Genomic DNA, 15,503 nt, shown 5'->3' with positions numbered 1-15,503 from the left:
AATATTCTTCCTTCTATGGTCACTGTCACAAAGTCTTTATTTTAGTAATGTTCGCACAAATAAAAGATGAAGGGCTTTGTAGACGATAGAGGTTTGAAAGAAATGGGTTGCGGGCATAAAGTTGGTGAGATTCGCTCAAGCTAGTTTCAAATGCTTTACTTTTAGGTTGCTTCTCTGTAAGATCATATGTTGTAAATACCAACAAGAAAAGTGGGGAATAAAATGAAAAAAATGTTCTTTGCCATTATTTTAGGCGCTTGTGTTGCATTGATCACGGCATGTGGATCTGGTGCAAGCGACAACGCGAATAAACAATCTGGGTCTAAGGAATCAGGCGACCTTTGGAAATCTATTCAGGATAAAGGTGTTCTGACGATCGGAACAGAGGGTACTTATGCTCCTTTCACATTCCATGACAAAAAGACAGATAAATTAACTGGCTACGATGTAGAAGTCATCACAGAAGTAGCAAAACGTCTTGACTTAAAACCAGAATTCAAAGAAACACAATGGGACAGCATGTTTGCTGGACTGAATTCAAAACGTTTTGACGTGGTAGCGAACCAAGTTGGTAAAACTGGACGTGAAAATCAATACGAGTTCTCTGATAAATACACAACGTCTCAAGCCATTGTTGTGACAAAATCAGATAACAACGACATCAAGAAACTATCTGATGTAAAAGGCAAAAAAGCAGCACAATCATTAACGAGTAACTACAATAAGCTAGCAACAGATGCTGGTGCTAAAATTGAAGGCGTTGAAGGTCTTGCACAATCGATTCAATTGATTCAGCAAGGACGTGCTGATCTGACGTTCAATGACAAGCTGGCTGTATTGAATTACTTGAAAACAAGCGGGAATAAAAACCTAAAAGTTGCATTTGAAACAGGAGATCCTCAAGAAACTTACTTTGCATTCAGAAAAGGCAGCGGCGAAGTCGTTGACAAAGTGAATGGCGCATTAAAAGAAATGAAAAAAGACGGTACACTTGCTAAGATTTCTAAGAAATGGTTTGGTGAAGATGTTACAAAGTAATACCCTGGGAGTCGTCATTCCTTGGGATCTTCTTCAGCAATCTTTTTGGCCAATGGTGATGCAGGGGATTTATTATACAATTCCCCTCGCCATCATTGCCTTTATCATTGGTATTTTTATCGCGCTTGTGACAGCTCTTGCTAGAATGTCTAAAATCAAAGCCCTCAGATGGATTTTCTCCATCTATGTGTCGGCCGTTCGCGGAACGCCGCTTTTTGTGCAATTGTTTATTATTTTCTATTTCTTTCCGACATTTAATATCACACTGGATCCATATCCAAGTGCCATTATTGCTTTTTCATTAAACGTAGGTGCGTATGCGTCGGAAATTATCCGTGCATCCGTCCTGTCTGTTCCAAAAGGACAATGGGAAGCTGGTTATTCGATCGGGATGACGCATCGTAAAACACTCATCCGCGTCATTTTACCGCAGGCTGTGCGTGTATCGATTCCGCCGCTATCTAATTCATTCATTAGTTTGGTGAAGGATACATCTCTTGCCTCCCAAATCCTCGTGGCAGAGCTTTTCCGTAAGTCTCAGGAAATTGCTGCAGCGAACTTGGATCAGATATTGTTCATTTATATGGAAGCAGCCCTGATCTATTGGGTATTCTGCTTCATTCTATCGCTCGTTCAGCATCAAATTGAAAAACGACTTGATCGATATGTCGCAAGGTAAGGAGGGAACGACATGCTAACAGTCAAAGGTCTAAAGAAATCCTTTGGTGAAAATGAGATTTTAAAGTCAATAGATTTTACAATCAACAAAGGGCAGGTTGTGGCCATTCTCGGTCCATCAGGTTCAGGAAAAACAACGATGCTTCGCTGTTTAAATGCACTTGAAACACCAAATGGCGGCTCCTTTTCCTTCGATGATTTCTCGATTGATTTTTCGAAAAAAAATAAATCAGCTGACCTGCTGAAGCTTCGCCGGAAATCGGGAATGGTGTTTCAGGATTATCACCTGTTCCCACACCGCACAGTGCTTGAAAATGTGATGGAAGGTCCTGTTCAAGTACAGCGCCGTCCGAAGGAAACGGTTCGAAAAGAAGCCATCCAGCTCTTGCAAAAGGTCGGTCTTGAAGATAGAAAAGATCTGTATCCATTCCAGCTGTCAGGCGGTCAAAAGCAGCGTGTCGGGATTGCCCGTGCACTTGCCATTCAGCCAGAGCTCATGCTTTTTGATGAACCAACCTCTGCACTTGACCCTGAGCTTGTCGGGGAAGTCTTAAAGGTCATGAAGGATCTAGCGAAAGAAGGCTGGACCATGGCAGTGGTCACACATGAAATTAAGTTTGCCCAAGAAGTGGCAGACGAAGTGATTTTTATTGATGGCGGCGTCATCGTCGAACAAGGCCCTCCGGAAGAAATCTTCAAACGACCGAAGGAAGAACGAACAAAACAATTCTTAAACCGGATTTTGAATCCAGTATGATGAAAAAAGGCTGTTCTCACGTGATGAGAGCAGCCTTTTTTCATATTTTTAAAAGTAAGCGATTACAATTGAGCAAAGCCATTTAAAGGGGCGTGGGAGTATGTTACGATTGAATTCGAGTGTTTAAGAAAGAAGGGAATGCTTTTGAAGCGGGAACATCTTTTACGTTGGTTTTTTTATTTTGTTGGATTGATCGTACTAGCTTTTGGATTATCGCTGACAGTGAAAGGAAAGATTCTTGGGATTGGTCCTTGGGACGCTTTCCACTACGGACTGTTTCAGCACTTTGGACTCACGATTGGACAGTGGTCCATCATTATTGGTGCACTGATTGTGACACTGACTTCTGTTTTTACGAAATCATTTCCAAAGATCGGCGCATTACTGAACATGGTGCTGATTGGCGTGTTTATAGATTTCTTTAATGCGGTATTGCCTGCACCACATGGGTATTTACCCGCTTTATATGTGTTTATTACAGGCGTTGTGGTATCAGGGTATGGTGTTGGCATTTATGTCTCAGCCAATCTTGGCGCCGGGCCAAGAGATTCATTAATGCTGCTCATCTCAGCGAAAACAGGATTGAACGTGCAGTGGGTTCGAAATGGCATTGAGTTAACAGTGCTTTTATTTGCATGGATGCTCGGCGGACCGATTGGCATTGGCACGATTCTGACTGCTATTTTTACAGGTATCGTCCTTCGTTTCTCCTTGCCGCAGTCTACACGGCTCCTGCAGCTGCTTATTACTAAAACAGCAGAGAAACCTGTTCAAACGCTTATCAGATAAGAACAAGCCATTCTACAAAAAGAATGGCTTTTCTTGTGCTGAAATAAATAAACAGATTTTTCTTATATTCATAAGATGAAATAAGCCTACATCTGTCATTTTAGGCTTTCAGTGAAAAGGAGGCCTGTTTCCCTTTTTCCCAGCGCTCTCCAATGTTACAATCAATGTAAAAAATTGAGGTTCGTTATGAAGATATTTGCTATCCAATTACTACACTTAGATGAAATAGGTGCACGACAACAAATCGATTGCCTGAAACCCTTTGTATCACCTGCAAAGCGTGCTGCGGCTGAGCGCTTTCGTTTTTTGGTCGATGCAAGAAGGACCCTGTTAGGTGAGGTGCTGGTTCGTCAAATGATCCATGATATGTACGATCTGCCTATTGATCAAATCGTTTTTGCAACAGAGGGCAACGGCAAGCCTTTCGTCCGGCACATTCCTTCTTTTCACTTTAATCTTTCTCACTCTGGTGATTGGGTCGTATGCGCAATAGATGATGCACCTGTAGGTATTGATATTGAGGAGATCAAACCGATTGATCTAGCGATTGCTAAACGATTTTTTTCAGCAGATGAGTATGAGGATTTACTTTCACAACCGGCAGAACGGCAGGAAGCCTACTTCTTTCATTTATGGTCAATGAAGGAGGCCTTTATCAAGCTGACTGGAAAGGGATTATCTTATGGTCTTTCGTCCTTTACAGCCCGTCTGTCAGAGGATGGACTGGCGACGTTGATATTACCTGATCATGAAGCGCCCTGCTTTGTTCAAACATACTCACTCGATCCTGCCTACCAAATGGCGGTGTGCACACGAAAGCCTGCTGCGGCTGAAAGTGTTGAGATACTCTCTTGCAGAGATGTGCTGTCCCGCCTTTAATATCGCCCAATTTGCTGAAATGCTGTCTTTAGCAAATCGACTCCACGTGTGATTTGCTCTTCTTTCACATGCCAGATGTTCAGCTGAAGAATGGGGTCTTTTTGATGGGTTGACAGGTAATGGCGGTCGATTGACTGAATGGAAACAGATGCCTTTTTTAGGTGCTGAATGAGCTGATTCATCGGAATCGACCGATCGACACGTACATGTGTATGGGCAGCTGGCTCCTCTTCTCCCAGTTGATAAGCGATTTGATCATTTTTCAGACAAGTCACCAGCTGTTTGGATCGGTTGCGATAGGTTGTCTGCATTCTGTCTCGATGCCGTTCAAACATCCCACTTTTTAAATATATTTCTAAGGCTGCCTGTGACAGCATGGAGCTGTCGATGTCAATGAGCCGTTTGTGTTCACTAAAAGGTCCAATCAGTTCCTCAGGTAAAACGACTGCTCCTGTTCGAAGTCCCGGAAAGATAATTTTGGAGAAGCTCTTTAAATAAATGACCTTACCCGCCTGATCGTATGAATAGATCGGGTCTCTTTTTGCGTCGAATTCTAAATCGGCTATATAATCATCTTCAACGATATAGACATCATATTTCTCAGCAAGAGCTGCAATCGCTCTTTTCTCCTGTTTTGACAAGCTCGTTCCAAGCGGGTTTTGAAACCTTGGCATCGTATAGAAAAAGCGAATCTCCTCTTCTCGAAAGATACGCTCCAATTCCTGAAGATCAATTCCCTTTTCCGTCCGCTGAATACCCTGCACAGGCAGTTGATTTTTCTCTAAATATTGGAGGTATAGGTGATAGCCAGGCTGTTCGACTAGTATGGTCTGTTTTCCATTCGGAAAAGGGATGGTGCTTAAAATGGATAACGCCAGCTGAATACCAGAGGTCATGACGATCTGTTCTGGATTTGCAAATACTTGATAATCCATTAATCGCTTAGAAATGACTGGCAGCAGCGATGGTAATCCGTTGGCTGTGCCGTAAATAAACAAGTCATTTTGATACAAATCAATGGCTTGGTTGATGCAGTGCTGGAAATCGACATATGGAAACACAACGGGATCAGGTGCAGATGAAGCAAAATCAATCCATGTGCTATCCTGTTTGCCCGCCGACTGCTTCGTTTTCACGACATAATAGCCGCTTCTTTCTACAGAATACAGCAGATGTTCACGTTCTAATGTGTCCAGCGCTTTGATGACAGTGCTTTTACTCACTGCATATTGAGTTGCTAAATGGCGAATGGAAGGGATCTTCATGCCAGCACTGTATTCACCAGACGCCATTTTCTCTTTTAAGCTGAGAATAAGCTGATCATATTTCCTCACACCGCTTCCTCCTTGTACCGGTACAGATATCATGTTCTCTTATTGTACACCTTAGATGATCCGATTACGATAGAAGAACAGAACCGGTCAATTCATCTGAAGCATGCATGCTCGTGTAAGGAGTCAACTTGTGAACATTTCAAAACAGAAAGCGTATGCTGCCGCGATAGGCTACGCCACGATTATTGGTTTTTCATTTTTGTTTGTCAAAATTGCATTAGAATCAGCAAATCCGATCGATTTATTGGCACACCGCTTTACGATTTCTTTTGCAGCCGCACTATTGCTGTATCCATTTTTACGAAAGAAGAACCGTCTCTCTATTCAATGGCGTGATCTTCTCTACATCGTACCGTTTTCCTTGCTTTACCCTGTGTTGTTTTTTGCTTTTCAAGTATGGGGGCTGATGTATACCTCTTCGTCAGAGGCTGGTATTATCCAGGCAACGATTCCCATTCTGACGATGGTGCTGGCCGCGTGGTTTTTAAAGGAACGCGCGACATGGATACAAGTGCTGTTTACCATTCTTTCTGTGTGCGGGGTGATGCTTCTCTTTGTCATGAAGGGAATTGATGTAAAGCATTCACACATGATCGGCTATGTGCTGATATTGCTTTCAGCCTTATCCTCCAGTGCATATAGTGTATTTGCCCGGGTGATTACACGGCGCTTCCATGTGATTGAACTCACCTTCGTGATGACATTCTTTGGGTTTGTCTTCTTCAATGCCGCTGCGCTCATTCGGCATTCGGTCAACGGGACAATGCCGCAATTTTTCAGCCCATTTACACAAGCATCCTTTGTATGGTCAATGCTCTTTTTAGGCATTCTTTCTTCACTTCTCACGGCATATTTATCCAACTATGCCCTCTCTCAGCTTGAAGCGGCAAAGGTCAGCATCTTTAACAATTTATCTGCGTTTATTACGGTCGCCGCTGGGGTTCTCATTTTACATGAAACAATCGATTGGTATCATCTCATCGGAGGTGTGCTGGTTATTGGCGGAGTGATTGGCGGGAATGTAGTGAAGAAGCGGAATTCATAAGAAAAAGCGGTCTCTCAAACGAGGACCGCTTTTTTTTAATGTCTGATGAAGTGTTGTTTGGCAGCAAGGTCAATCACATGTCTCATCTTTTCTGTGAAGTGCTCGAGGTGTGTGTTGATGTACATGTGGCCTCCATCGAAATTGGTGCGTTTGATGGTCTTTGCCCATGGCAGCCAGCCGTTTGCATCTTGCATGCATTTTTCATCTTGTGTTCCATTGAATAAATAAACGGGTGTTTCGATGACGGATTGATCTTTGTGCTGGAAGGTTTCCAGCGCCTGATAGTCTGCACGTAAGGACGGCGTAAAGTAATCCATCATTGGTTTGTTCTCTAATAATTCCTTTGGAATCCCGCCCATTTCGGCAATATGCTGAACAAATGCTTCATTGGATAAATGGGTCAGGATCTGCCGTTTTGTTTGCGGCGGCTGAATGGCCGAGATCACAACTGCTGCAGGATAGACCCCTTCCTTTTCTAGCAGCTGCGTCAGTCTATACACGACAAGTCCTCCCATGGAATGTCCGAACAGGATAAATGGGCGGTTCAGGTTGCCTGTAAGCCCTTCTTTGTACAGCTCAGCCAATTGGTCAATGCTCGTTTCGAGCGGCATGAGATTGGTTCCATGCCCTGGGGGCTCTGCTGCTGTTAATTCGGCAGAGCCTTTTAGCTGTTCAAAAAGTGGACGGTACGAGGCGGAATAACCGCCTGCAAAAGGAAAACAAATAAGCTGAATAAGGTCTGATTTTTTTTCAAAGGTTTTAAATAACTGATTCATACGTCCTTACCCCTTTATAATCGTTTGAAGAATCCGTGCCAGTTCATCTGCCTGCGGCCTTTTCATCATGGTGACATGGTCTCCTTTGATGTGATAATACGAGCACGACCCTTTCGTATAAGCCTCCCAGTCTGAGAACTTCTTCTGGAAATCGATGGCGTGATCACTGCTTTGTACAATATAAAACGGCACAGGGAATGGTTCTTTTTCTAATTCAATGGCTTGTGACATGATCGTATTATGCGTTTGCATTTGCAAATATTTATCTAAATATTGATCATTCATAAATTGATGAACCACTTCATCCTTTTCTGCCTCTTTGAGTATTGTCTGTTTCACTTCTTGGAAGCTCAGCCCTTGTAATGCTTCTGGCTGGATGCCGACGAGATTTCCCATTCCAAGGACAAGCGCAAGCATTTTCACTTCTTCTTCGTTCATATCGGCATGGAGCGCCTGATCTGCCTCATCTCTTAGCACTGGCACCGTATCTAAAATGATCAATCCTTTCGGCGCTTTTCCTGCATGGCAGAGCCGCTGATTCATTCCGTAGGCAAGATGCCCGCCCATTGAATGCCCTGCTAGATAGTCAATGCCTGGTCGATAGAAGGTCTCAATGGCTTCAATAAAAATGGTGACAAGCTCTGTGTAATGAAGGAATTGCGGTTCTTCATCCTCATATAAGCCAGGAGACTGCATGGCATAAACAGCGCCTTGATGTGTCATCAGCTTAGCAACATCGATATAGCCCATGACCGTTCCACCGGCAGGCGGTGCAAAGAATATTCTCGGTTCAGCTGGATCGCCTTTTTTCAGCTCAATCACATAGTCCTTCGGAGACCTTTCGACATGCTCCCCGGCCTCTGGAATTGCGTCCACATGTGCGGCTAGCTGCGCAGGTGCTGGATGCATGAAAATCCATTTTGGATCAACACGAATCCCCTTTTCTTTTAATTTGGCAACAGCCTGGATACTCATAATCGAATCGCCGCCTAAATCAAAGAAGGAGTCATGCATGCCTACTTGTTTGACACCAAGCACTTCCTTGAAAGCTGTGACAATTTGTTCCTGCGTTTCGGTGACTGGTTTGTCATCCCCCTGGGAAAGAGAGATCGTTTCTGTCGGCTCTGGCAGTGCTTTTTGATCAACCTTTCCGTTCGTTGTGACTGGCATTTCGTCCATTACAATAAAGTAACTTGGAATCATGTAGCCTGGCAGGCTTTCCTGCAAAAATGCTTTCCAGCCCGGAACAGGATTCTCCCCGTCTGTGACAAGGTAGGCTGCCAGCCGTTTAGAGCTGCCATACGTTTTGGCGATGACTGTACATTCCTTTACTTGCGGATGCTTGAGGAGAGCTGTTTCAATTTCCCCACATTCAATCCGGTAGCCTCTAATTTTCACGAGGTTGTCTTTTCGGCCGAGATATTCAATGGTGCCATCTGAGCGCCATGTACCAAGATCACCTGAACGATACAGCTTGTCTCCCTCTAGTTCAGGAAATGGATTGTCAATAAAACGCTCCTGCGTCCGCTCTGGATCATGAAGGTAGCCTTTTGCCAGCCCTGTTCCGCCGATATAGATTTCTCCTTTGACGCCTGCTGGCACTGGGTTGAGCGCTTCATCTAGTATGACGACAGTTGAGTTCGATACCGGGACACCAATTGGAACTGATCTTGCACCCTCTGGCATGTGCGTGACTTGATGTGTTGCTGCTAAGGTCGTGTTTTCTGTTGGACCGTAAGCATTGATGAGCACACCCTCCATATGTGGGAGTACCTTTCGTGCATGCTCACTAGACATCGCTTCTCCGCCAACAAGTAATGTGCGGTAGCCTGCTACACTTTTTGGATCGTGCTCCACCAGCCGATTGAATAATGCGGTTGGCAGACAGTTGGCTGTCACTTGATGCGTTTTGATCAACCGTGATAATTCATCCATATTCAGTGCGGCATATTTTGGGATCAGAATCAGCTGACCGCCATTCAGCAGCATTCCCCATAATTCAAATGTAAAGGCATCAAAAGCATAGTTTGAGAGCTGAAGCATCTTGTCATCTGGACCTAGTTCAATATAGTTTGTTTCTCTAACCAGGCGGACAACTCCTGCATGAGGGAGCATCACGCCTTTTGGTGTACCTGTTGAGCCTGATGTGTAGTTGACATAGGCCAGCTGGGCTTCCCCTATGATCGATTGTTCTCTTTGATACACTGCATCTGTTTCTGATAACGGCTTGTCCATGTTAATCTTTGTACCTGTAAAGTCTACTAGACGACTCGCAAAATGAGACTGAGTGATGATCACATCACTTTGCGTATCGCGAACGATGAGGCGGATGCGTGCATCTGGATATTCAGGTGACATCGGAACATACGCAGCACCAGACTTGACGATACCTAGCACCGAGACAATCATGTCAAAGGAACGATCAAAAAGCATCGGTACCAGTGAACCTGGTCCAACTCCTTTAGACTGCAAGTAAGCAGCAAGCTGTGTCGCCTTCTCATCCAACTCTTGATACGTCATGTGCTCTTCCAAATAGGACAAGGCAATACGGTGCGGATCACGCTGCACCTGTTCTTCAAACAGCTCTTGAAGGGTCCGTTTTGGATATGATGTAGCCGTTTGGTTTTTTCCTATGATCATGGCGGCCTGTTCCGCTTTATCCATTAAGCAATAGTCAGAAAATGTACGTTCAGGCTGAGCCGTCATACCATCTAGCAGATGAAGATAATAATTCATATAACGATGGATGGTCTCTTGATCAAATAAATCTGTATTGTATTCCACATGGATCGACAGCTGATCTCCCTGTTCAAATACATGCAGGGTGAGATCAAATTTAGACACTGTATGATGGACCATCACATGTTCACTTGTCAGCCCTTTGAGCTTTACATTGAGCGAATCTGTTACATACCCTATGGCCACTTGGAAAATAGGCGATCGACTTAAATCTCTATCCAACGAAAGATCATCGACAAGCTTGTCAAATGGATAACGCTGATGCTCAAATGCTTTTAACGTCATCTCTTTCACGTTTTCCATGACATCAGCAAATGTATCTGCTGTGGAGATATCCTGCCTCAGCGCAAGTGTATTCACAAACATCCCAACGAGCTTCTCTGATTGTTTGGCATCTCGCCCTGCGATCGGCGAGCCAATGATGATATCTGTCTGTCCGGACAGCTTGTGAAGCAGGACGTAGTACGCTGACAGCATCGTCATGAACAGCGTTGTGCCCTGCTGCTTGGACAAAGCCTGCAAACGGCGGATAAGCGGTTCTTCCAAGACGATTTGCTCTGTAGCGCCGTTAAATGTTTGAACCGGCGGACGAGGGCGGTCAAACGGCAGCTCTAGCACTGGAAGTTCACCTTGTAAGGTATCGAGCCAATAGGTTTGGTCTGCTTGATGATGCGTTAGTTGCTCATTTTCCCAATGAACATAATCTGTCCATTCGATTTCCAGCGCCGGGAGCTGCGTCGATTCATCTGAAAGAAGCCCGTCATATGCCACTTCTAACTCCTGAATGAGCAGGCTGAGCGACCATGCATCTGAAATGATGTGGTGCTGCGCGCAAAGAAGATAAAATTCCTCATTGCCCATATCCACAATCGTCCACTGCGCAAGAGGTCCTCTTTCTAAATCATAGACGCGGTTTGCCTCTTGCTGAATAAGCTGCTTGAGTCTTCTCGTTCTCGTTTTTTCATTAAATAATGAGAAATTCGCAACTGTGACGGATGGCGGAAGGTCTTCACGTATCAGTTGAACTGGCTTGCCGCCAAGCGATTTAAATGTTGCACGCAGTGCTTCATGACGTTTCGTTAAGAGACCAATCGCTTTTGTTAACGCTTGAATGTGCAGTTGTCCTGTCAGCTTCCAAGCACCTAATATATTGTAATGATGGCTCTTTTCTAATGTGGATAAGAACCAAATGCGCTTCTGAGCATGTGACAGCTCATAGCTTGTTCGCTTTTCAAGCTTTGGTATCTTGGCTTCCTGAACAGCCGGTGCCCCTTTGATGTCATCAACCATTTGCGCCAGATGGGCCAAATGCTTACTTTCAAATAATATTTTTAAAGGCGCCTTGATTGAACATTCATGATTGATCCGAGAAATAGTTTGAGTCGCCTTTAATGAATGCCCGCCAAGGTCAAAGAATTGATCCTCTTTGTACACACGATCTACGTCTAAAATGTCCTCCCATATGGCAGCAAGAATTTGCTCTGTTTTCGTTTCTGGCAATTGCTTTTCAAGGGGTTGTCCATTTTTGTGCTGATTCAGCTTGAGGGCTTCATGATCAATGGAGCCATCTTGTTTTTTCGGTATTTCTTGTACTTGCTGAATATCCCAGTCACCTTTTGTTACGCCTGCGATATCTTCAACATGCACTTCTGTGCCAGGCTGAACCGTGTAAAAAAGCTTTTTCTCAAAAGTCGGTATTGGTGCTGGCTGAAGATACTCAGCAATTTCTGGATTGGCTCCGTCTAGGCCGATAAATAGATGCGCTTCATTCAGCCGGGCACCTAGACATAATGAATGGAGACCTTGCTTCTTTCCAATCAATTGAAATCCCTTGCGGACGGTTAGCGCTGCGCCGGTATGTCCCTTAGACAAACCAAGATTATCCCACATGCTGAAGTTCAAAGAGATCGCCCGTCTTCCTTCTTGAAAGGTGAGAGCGTGCGCAAGTCCATCTAAAAAGCTGTTGGCTGCAGAGTATGCCCCGAATGTTGTGCCGCCAAAAAAGCCATTCACCGATCCAAAAAAGACGAGTGGTACTGCCGGGTCATGCTTGAAGGCTTCCTGCAGGACAAACGCTCCGTCTGCTTTCCCTGACAGCTCCTTTGTGAAATCCTCTTCTGACGTATGAGCCAATGCATACTTATCCGTATGCTGAAAATGCTCTGACACATTGCCAGCCCCAGCTAAATGCAGCACGCCCCGGATGGATTGACCAAAGTGTTTTTCTGCTTTGTAAATCGCCCGCTCGACGTCAGCTAAATTGGTCACATCCGCTCGTACATAGATGACATCACCGAGGCCTTTTAGCTGTGAGAACGCCTCTTTCTTTTCCAGGCTGTCTTCCAGAGAAGTCCTTCCAATCAATACGAGCTTTAGTCCAAATTGGAGCATCTGCTTAGACAGCTCAAATCCAATACCGCCAAGACCTCCAGTCAGCAAATAAAGACCTTCATATTCTAAAAACCCTTCTGTTTGAGGTGCTTTCATCATATTGACTTTTTCCAGCTTTGGTACGAACCTGTGCCCGTTTCGGTATGACACCTCTGCTTTTATATGAATCGCTGACAGCTCTTCAGCAATGTGCTTTGCATCCTGTTCCACACGCTCCGCTTCAATATCAATATGGGACACCTCTGCTCCTTCCCATTCTTGCGGGATGGTTTTTAATAAACCAGCGAGCGACGTTTTCTCCACATGAAGATCGTCTTCAGGGCTTACAAATTGACCACCCTTTGTCACTACGACAAGCCGGATCGGCTCTTTGTTTTCTTGCCTCCACGCTTGATACAAGTACAAAATAGATTGATTGGTACTCGCATGCATTTCTTTGAACTGCGCAGGCTCAACGATGGCTTCTTTGTCTGTCACATTCCACAGGTGGAGCACCTGCCCGGTCTTTAATTCATCTGCTTCAAGTGCTGCAGCGAGCCTGACATAATCCCCCTTGATTCTCGGATTCATCTGGTACATCCCTTTGGACAAACGCAAAAATTCACGCCCTTTTTTCACAGAAACATAGGGCTGATTTCTTTGTTCAAATTGTGCGTAAAGTGATTGGTACAGCCCTTTTTCATCCTCGAAAACGAGTACATGATCAGCAGAAGGCTGAGACGGACCAATATGCTCCTTTGCCCAAATGCGTTTGAAAAACCAATCTGGGAGTGTTTGTTCATTTTCAGAAGCAAGATCCAGTGCCCTTTCAATGTCACGGAATACTCCCTCTTTTAGCGCTGCACCTAACTGGGCACGTTGGATTTTCCCACTCTCTGTTTTCGGAAATTGGTCTTTTTTCACCGGAATGATGTGATCAGGCTCTATCCCGATTTTTCGGATGATGGCCTCTCTAATCTGCTGAATCATCGTGATTTGTTCCTCTATTGAATCTTTTTGCGAGACAAAAAAGACGGCAAGCGTGTCGTTGCTTGATTCGGGATTGTAAATGCCATACGCAGCGGCAAAGGTGACTTCAACCCCGTCCACCTCTTCCACAACCGCTTCAATTTCGTAATTCAAATAGTTGGCTCCGTTGATGACGATGATGTCCTTTTCTCGACCTGTCAGAACAAGACGCCCTTCATGAATAAATCCTAAATCCCCCGTGTGAAACCAGCCATTTTCCGCAAATACCTCTTGATTGGCTTCCTCATTTTGATCATAGCCCATCATAATCGTTGGACTCTTCACCTGTAAGCGTCCGACCTGATCTTCTGGCAGCACATGATGATGTTCATCTACAATCCGAATCCATACAGACGGAATAGGTACGCCGACTTCTGTAAACGTCATCTTGTGCGGATGATCTTGCGTCACGTATTGAATTTCACCTGTTAACGAGGTCTGATCAATCGTCAGCTGTCCATCCTGATCATCATGCCGCATGAATTTCTTTGATTGAACAATGGCTGAGGATGTTTCAGACATGCCGTACGCCGGCACCATCGCATGGCGGCTTAATCCATGCTCACCCATGATATGCATGAAGCGCTGCGTCACTTTTGGAACAACCGCTTCGGCTGCATTCATAATATAAGTCAGTGTGGAGAGATCCCAGCTCCCCTTGCGAATGTCGTCCTCATATTCATTCATCATAGCAAAAGCAAAATTCGGTGCCCATGTCCTTGTGACGCCGTATGTTTCTACCCAATCCAGCCACACCATCGGCCGCTCGATAAATTGATCGATGGATGGACTAATCTGCTGGCAGCCAAGGTAGACGTCATGCACATGAAACATGACAATGCCTCCTACATGATCAAGCGGCATCCAGTTAAGCGACACATCCTCATGCGTAAAGCCATTTGTCTGCTCAAAGGAGATGATCCGAGATAAAATACTTTGATGGTTGTGACGGATACACTTAGGCACACCCGTACTTCCTGAAGACAGCAGCTGAAGCACAGGCTCATCCGGCTCTGGCTCATAATGCTGTTCATCCGGTTCACACGTAAGCAATGTTTCTACTGTTAAAATTGGTATTTCTTTTGCCTCAAATGTCTCACGCAGCCCAGCAATGTCTTCAGCACTTGCTTCATTTGTAATAATAAACGGTTCATTTTGCAGCTGAAACACGCCCTTGAGCTTGTTCACTCCTTGATTCATCTCATCATAAACAGGCGGCACAGAGACTGGAGTCGGAATGATGCCACCGAGAATACAGCCCCAAAACACGGTGATGAAATCGTGATGATCTTTTAATTGAAGTAACACTTGATCGCCGTTTGTCAGCCCTGCTTTCCTTAAACCAGACAGAACCCGTTCTGCGTTTGTGAGTAACTCAGGGTAGGTTTGGGTCAATGTGCGCCCGCCTTCTTTGATATAGGTCACCCCGCGGTCAGGTGACATAAAGGCTGATCGAATCAACACCTCTGTCAGTGTGACAGGTGTGCCTGGTTTTTTGTTGACATCCCCGCCATACACAAGTGCGGGCGGCTTTTCATGAGCGGATGCTTGCTTTGTTTCGCCCGCTTCATCCTTCGAAATCGATTCGTTCCCTTGTGCACGCTGCCGATTAGGAAACAGGTCATCTAGGTGATAAGGCATTTGTTTTTCTGTCTGACTTTCAATGAGAGTGGCCGCGTCCTCCACTCCATCTATGGCTTTCGTACGCTCTTCTATCTTTCTTAAACCTTCTTCATCTATGATGTCAATCGAAAGCAATGCTTCTGTATCGATGGCTCCACTTTCTGCCCTTGGCAAGGAAGGCAATAAGACGAGAGCGGCTGGTACTTCATGGGGATGAAGCGGGCCTTTCATCAAGTCCTCTCTTGTCAGCGAAGGGTCCTTCGCCTGTGCAAATAGCACAAGCGAGAGGCTGCCTTCTTGATTTTTCTTAGGGATTAACACACATTCCTTTAGCGGAAAATGAAGCATCATGACCTCTTCTAATGCTTTCAGATCGATTCGTTTTCCGTTGATTCTTACGATATGATTTGCTGTATGTCCTTTTCGTCTACTAACTAACATCGTTC

Annotated in this window: 9 protein-coding genes; 6 read left to right on the top strand and 3 right to left on the bottom strand. The window is 44.8% G+C overall.

The window, feature by feature from the left end; all coding sequences use genetic code 11:
- Window positions 1–222: 222 nt before the first annotated feature.
- From tcyA to MKZ03_RS01960, 5 genes are all read left to right on the top strand, one after another.
- Window positions 223–1,038 carry a cystine ABC transporter substrate-binding lipoprotein TcyA gene (gene tcyA, locus MKZ03_RS01980; protein ID WP_106043419.1) on the top strand — a complete coding sequence of 272 codons (816 nt, stop codon included), beginning with the start codon at window positions 223–225 and terminating at the stop codon, window positions 1,036–1,038.
- Window positions 1,025–1,717: an amino acid ABC transporter permease gene (locus tag MKZ03_RS01975; protein ID WP_106043417.1), complete on the top strand. Its 693-nt coding sequence runs from the start codon at window positions 1,025–1,027 to the stop codon at window positions 1,715–1,717. The genes tcyA and MKZ03_RS01975 overlap by 14 nt, the downstream gene beginning before the upstream one ends.
- A 12-nt stretch (window positions 1,718–1,729) precedes the next feature.
- Window positions 1,730–2,473 carry an amino acid ABC transporter ATP-binding protein gene (locus MKZ03_RS01970; protein ID WP_340971645.1) on the top strand — a complete coding sequence of 248 codons (744 nt, stop codon included), beginning with the start codon at window positions 1,730–1,732 and terminating at the stop codon, window positions 2,471–2,473.
- Window positions 2,474–2,617: 144 nt separating this feature from the next.
- The gene (locus tag MKZ03_RS01965) at window positions 2,618–3,262 is read left to right on the top strand and encodes a YczE/YyaS/YitT family protein (RefSeq protein ID WP_034664112.1); all 645 of its coding nucleotides are present in this window, start codon (window positions 2,618–2,620) and stop codon (window positions 3,260–3,262) included.
- Between the two features lie 186 nt (window positions 3,263–3,448).
- Window positions 3,449–4,141 (top strand): 4'-phosphopantetheinyl transferase family protein, encoded by a 693-nt coding sequence (locus tag MKZ03_RS01960; protein ID WP_034664114.1) that lies wholly within the window; start codon window positions 3,449–3,451, stop codon window positions 4,139–4,141.
- Here the strand turns inward: MKZ03_RS01960 and MKZ03_RS01955 are convergent.
- On the bottom strand, window positions 4,138–5,475 hold the full coding sequence (locus MKZ03_RS01955; protein ID WP_341030746.1) for an aminotransferase-like domain-containing protein: 1,338 nt from the start codon (window positions 5,473–5,475) through the stop codon (window positions 4,138–4,140). The two genes, MKZ03_RS01960 and MKZ03_RS01955, sit on opposite strands and share 4 nt — an antisense overlap.
- Before the next feature lie 130 nt (window positions 5,476–5,605).
- Between MKZ03_RS01955 and MKZ03_RS01950 the strand changes: the two genes are divergently transcribed.
- Entirely contained in the window at window positions 5,606–6,520 is a 915-nt protein-coding gene (locus tag MKZ03_RS01950; protein WP_034664118.1) for a DMT family transporter, read from the top strand.
- A gap of 35 nt (window positions 6,521–6,555) precedes the next feature.
- Here the strand turns inward: MKZ03_RS01950 and MKZ03_RS01945 are convergent, their stop codons facing one another.
- Window positions 6,556–7,296: a thioesterase II family protein gene (locus tag MKZ03_RS01945; protein WP_341030745.1), complete on the bottom strand. Its 741-nt coding sequence runs from the start codon at window positions 7,294–7,296 to the stop codon at window positions 6,556–6,558.
- 6 nt (window positions 7,297–7,302) lie between these two features.
- Complete coding sequence (locus MKZ03_RS01940) at window positions 7,303–15,498, bottom strand: amino acid adenylation domain-containing protein (protein ID WP_341030744.1); 8,196 nt, start codon at window positions 15,496–15,498, stop codon at window positions 7,303–7,305.
- Window positions 15,499–15,503: the final 5 nt, after the last annotated feature.

The organism is Bacillus sp. FSL R5-0431, assembly GCF_038002985.1.
GTDB lineage: Bacteria > Bacillota > Bacilli > Bacillales > Bacillaceae > Bacillus.
This window is presented reverse-complemented; position numbering and strand designations above follow the sequence as displayed.

What these genes read in the sequence shown, in the direction of transcription:
- MKZ03_RS01970 (WP_340971645.1), top strand. Translation starts at nt 1,730, where the DNA reads ATGCTAACAGTCAAAGGTCTAAAGAAATCCTTTGGTGAAAATGAGATT.
- MKZ03_RS01960 (WP_034664114.1), top strand. Translation starts at nt 3,449, where the DNA reads ATGAAGATATTTGCTATCCAATTACTACACTTAGATGAAATAGGTGCA.
- MKZ03_RS01975 (WP_106043417.1), top strand. Translation starts at nt 1,025, where the DNA reads ATGTTACAAAGTAATACCCTGGGAGTCGTCATTCCTTGGGATCTTCTT.
- tcyA (WP_106043419.1), top strand. Translation starts at nt 223, where the DNA reads ATGAAAAAAATGTTCTTTGCCATTATTTTAGGCGCTTGTGTTGCATTG.
- MKZ03_RS01945 (WP_341030745.1), bottom strand. Translation starts at nt 7,296, where the DNA reads ATGAATCAGTTATTTAAAACCTTTGAAAAAAAATCAGACCTTATTCAG.
- MKZ03_RS01940 (WP_341030744.1), bottom strand. Translation starts at nt 15,498, where the DNA reads ATGTTAGTTAGTAGACGAAAAGGACATACAGCAAATCATATCGTAAGA.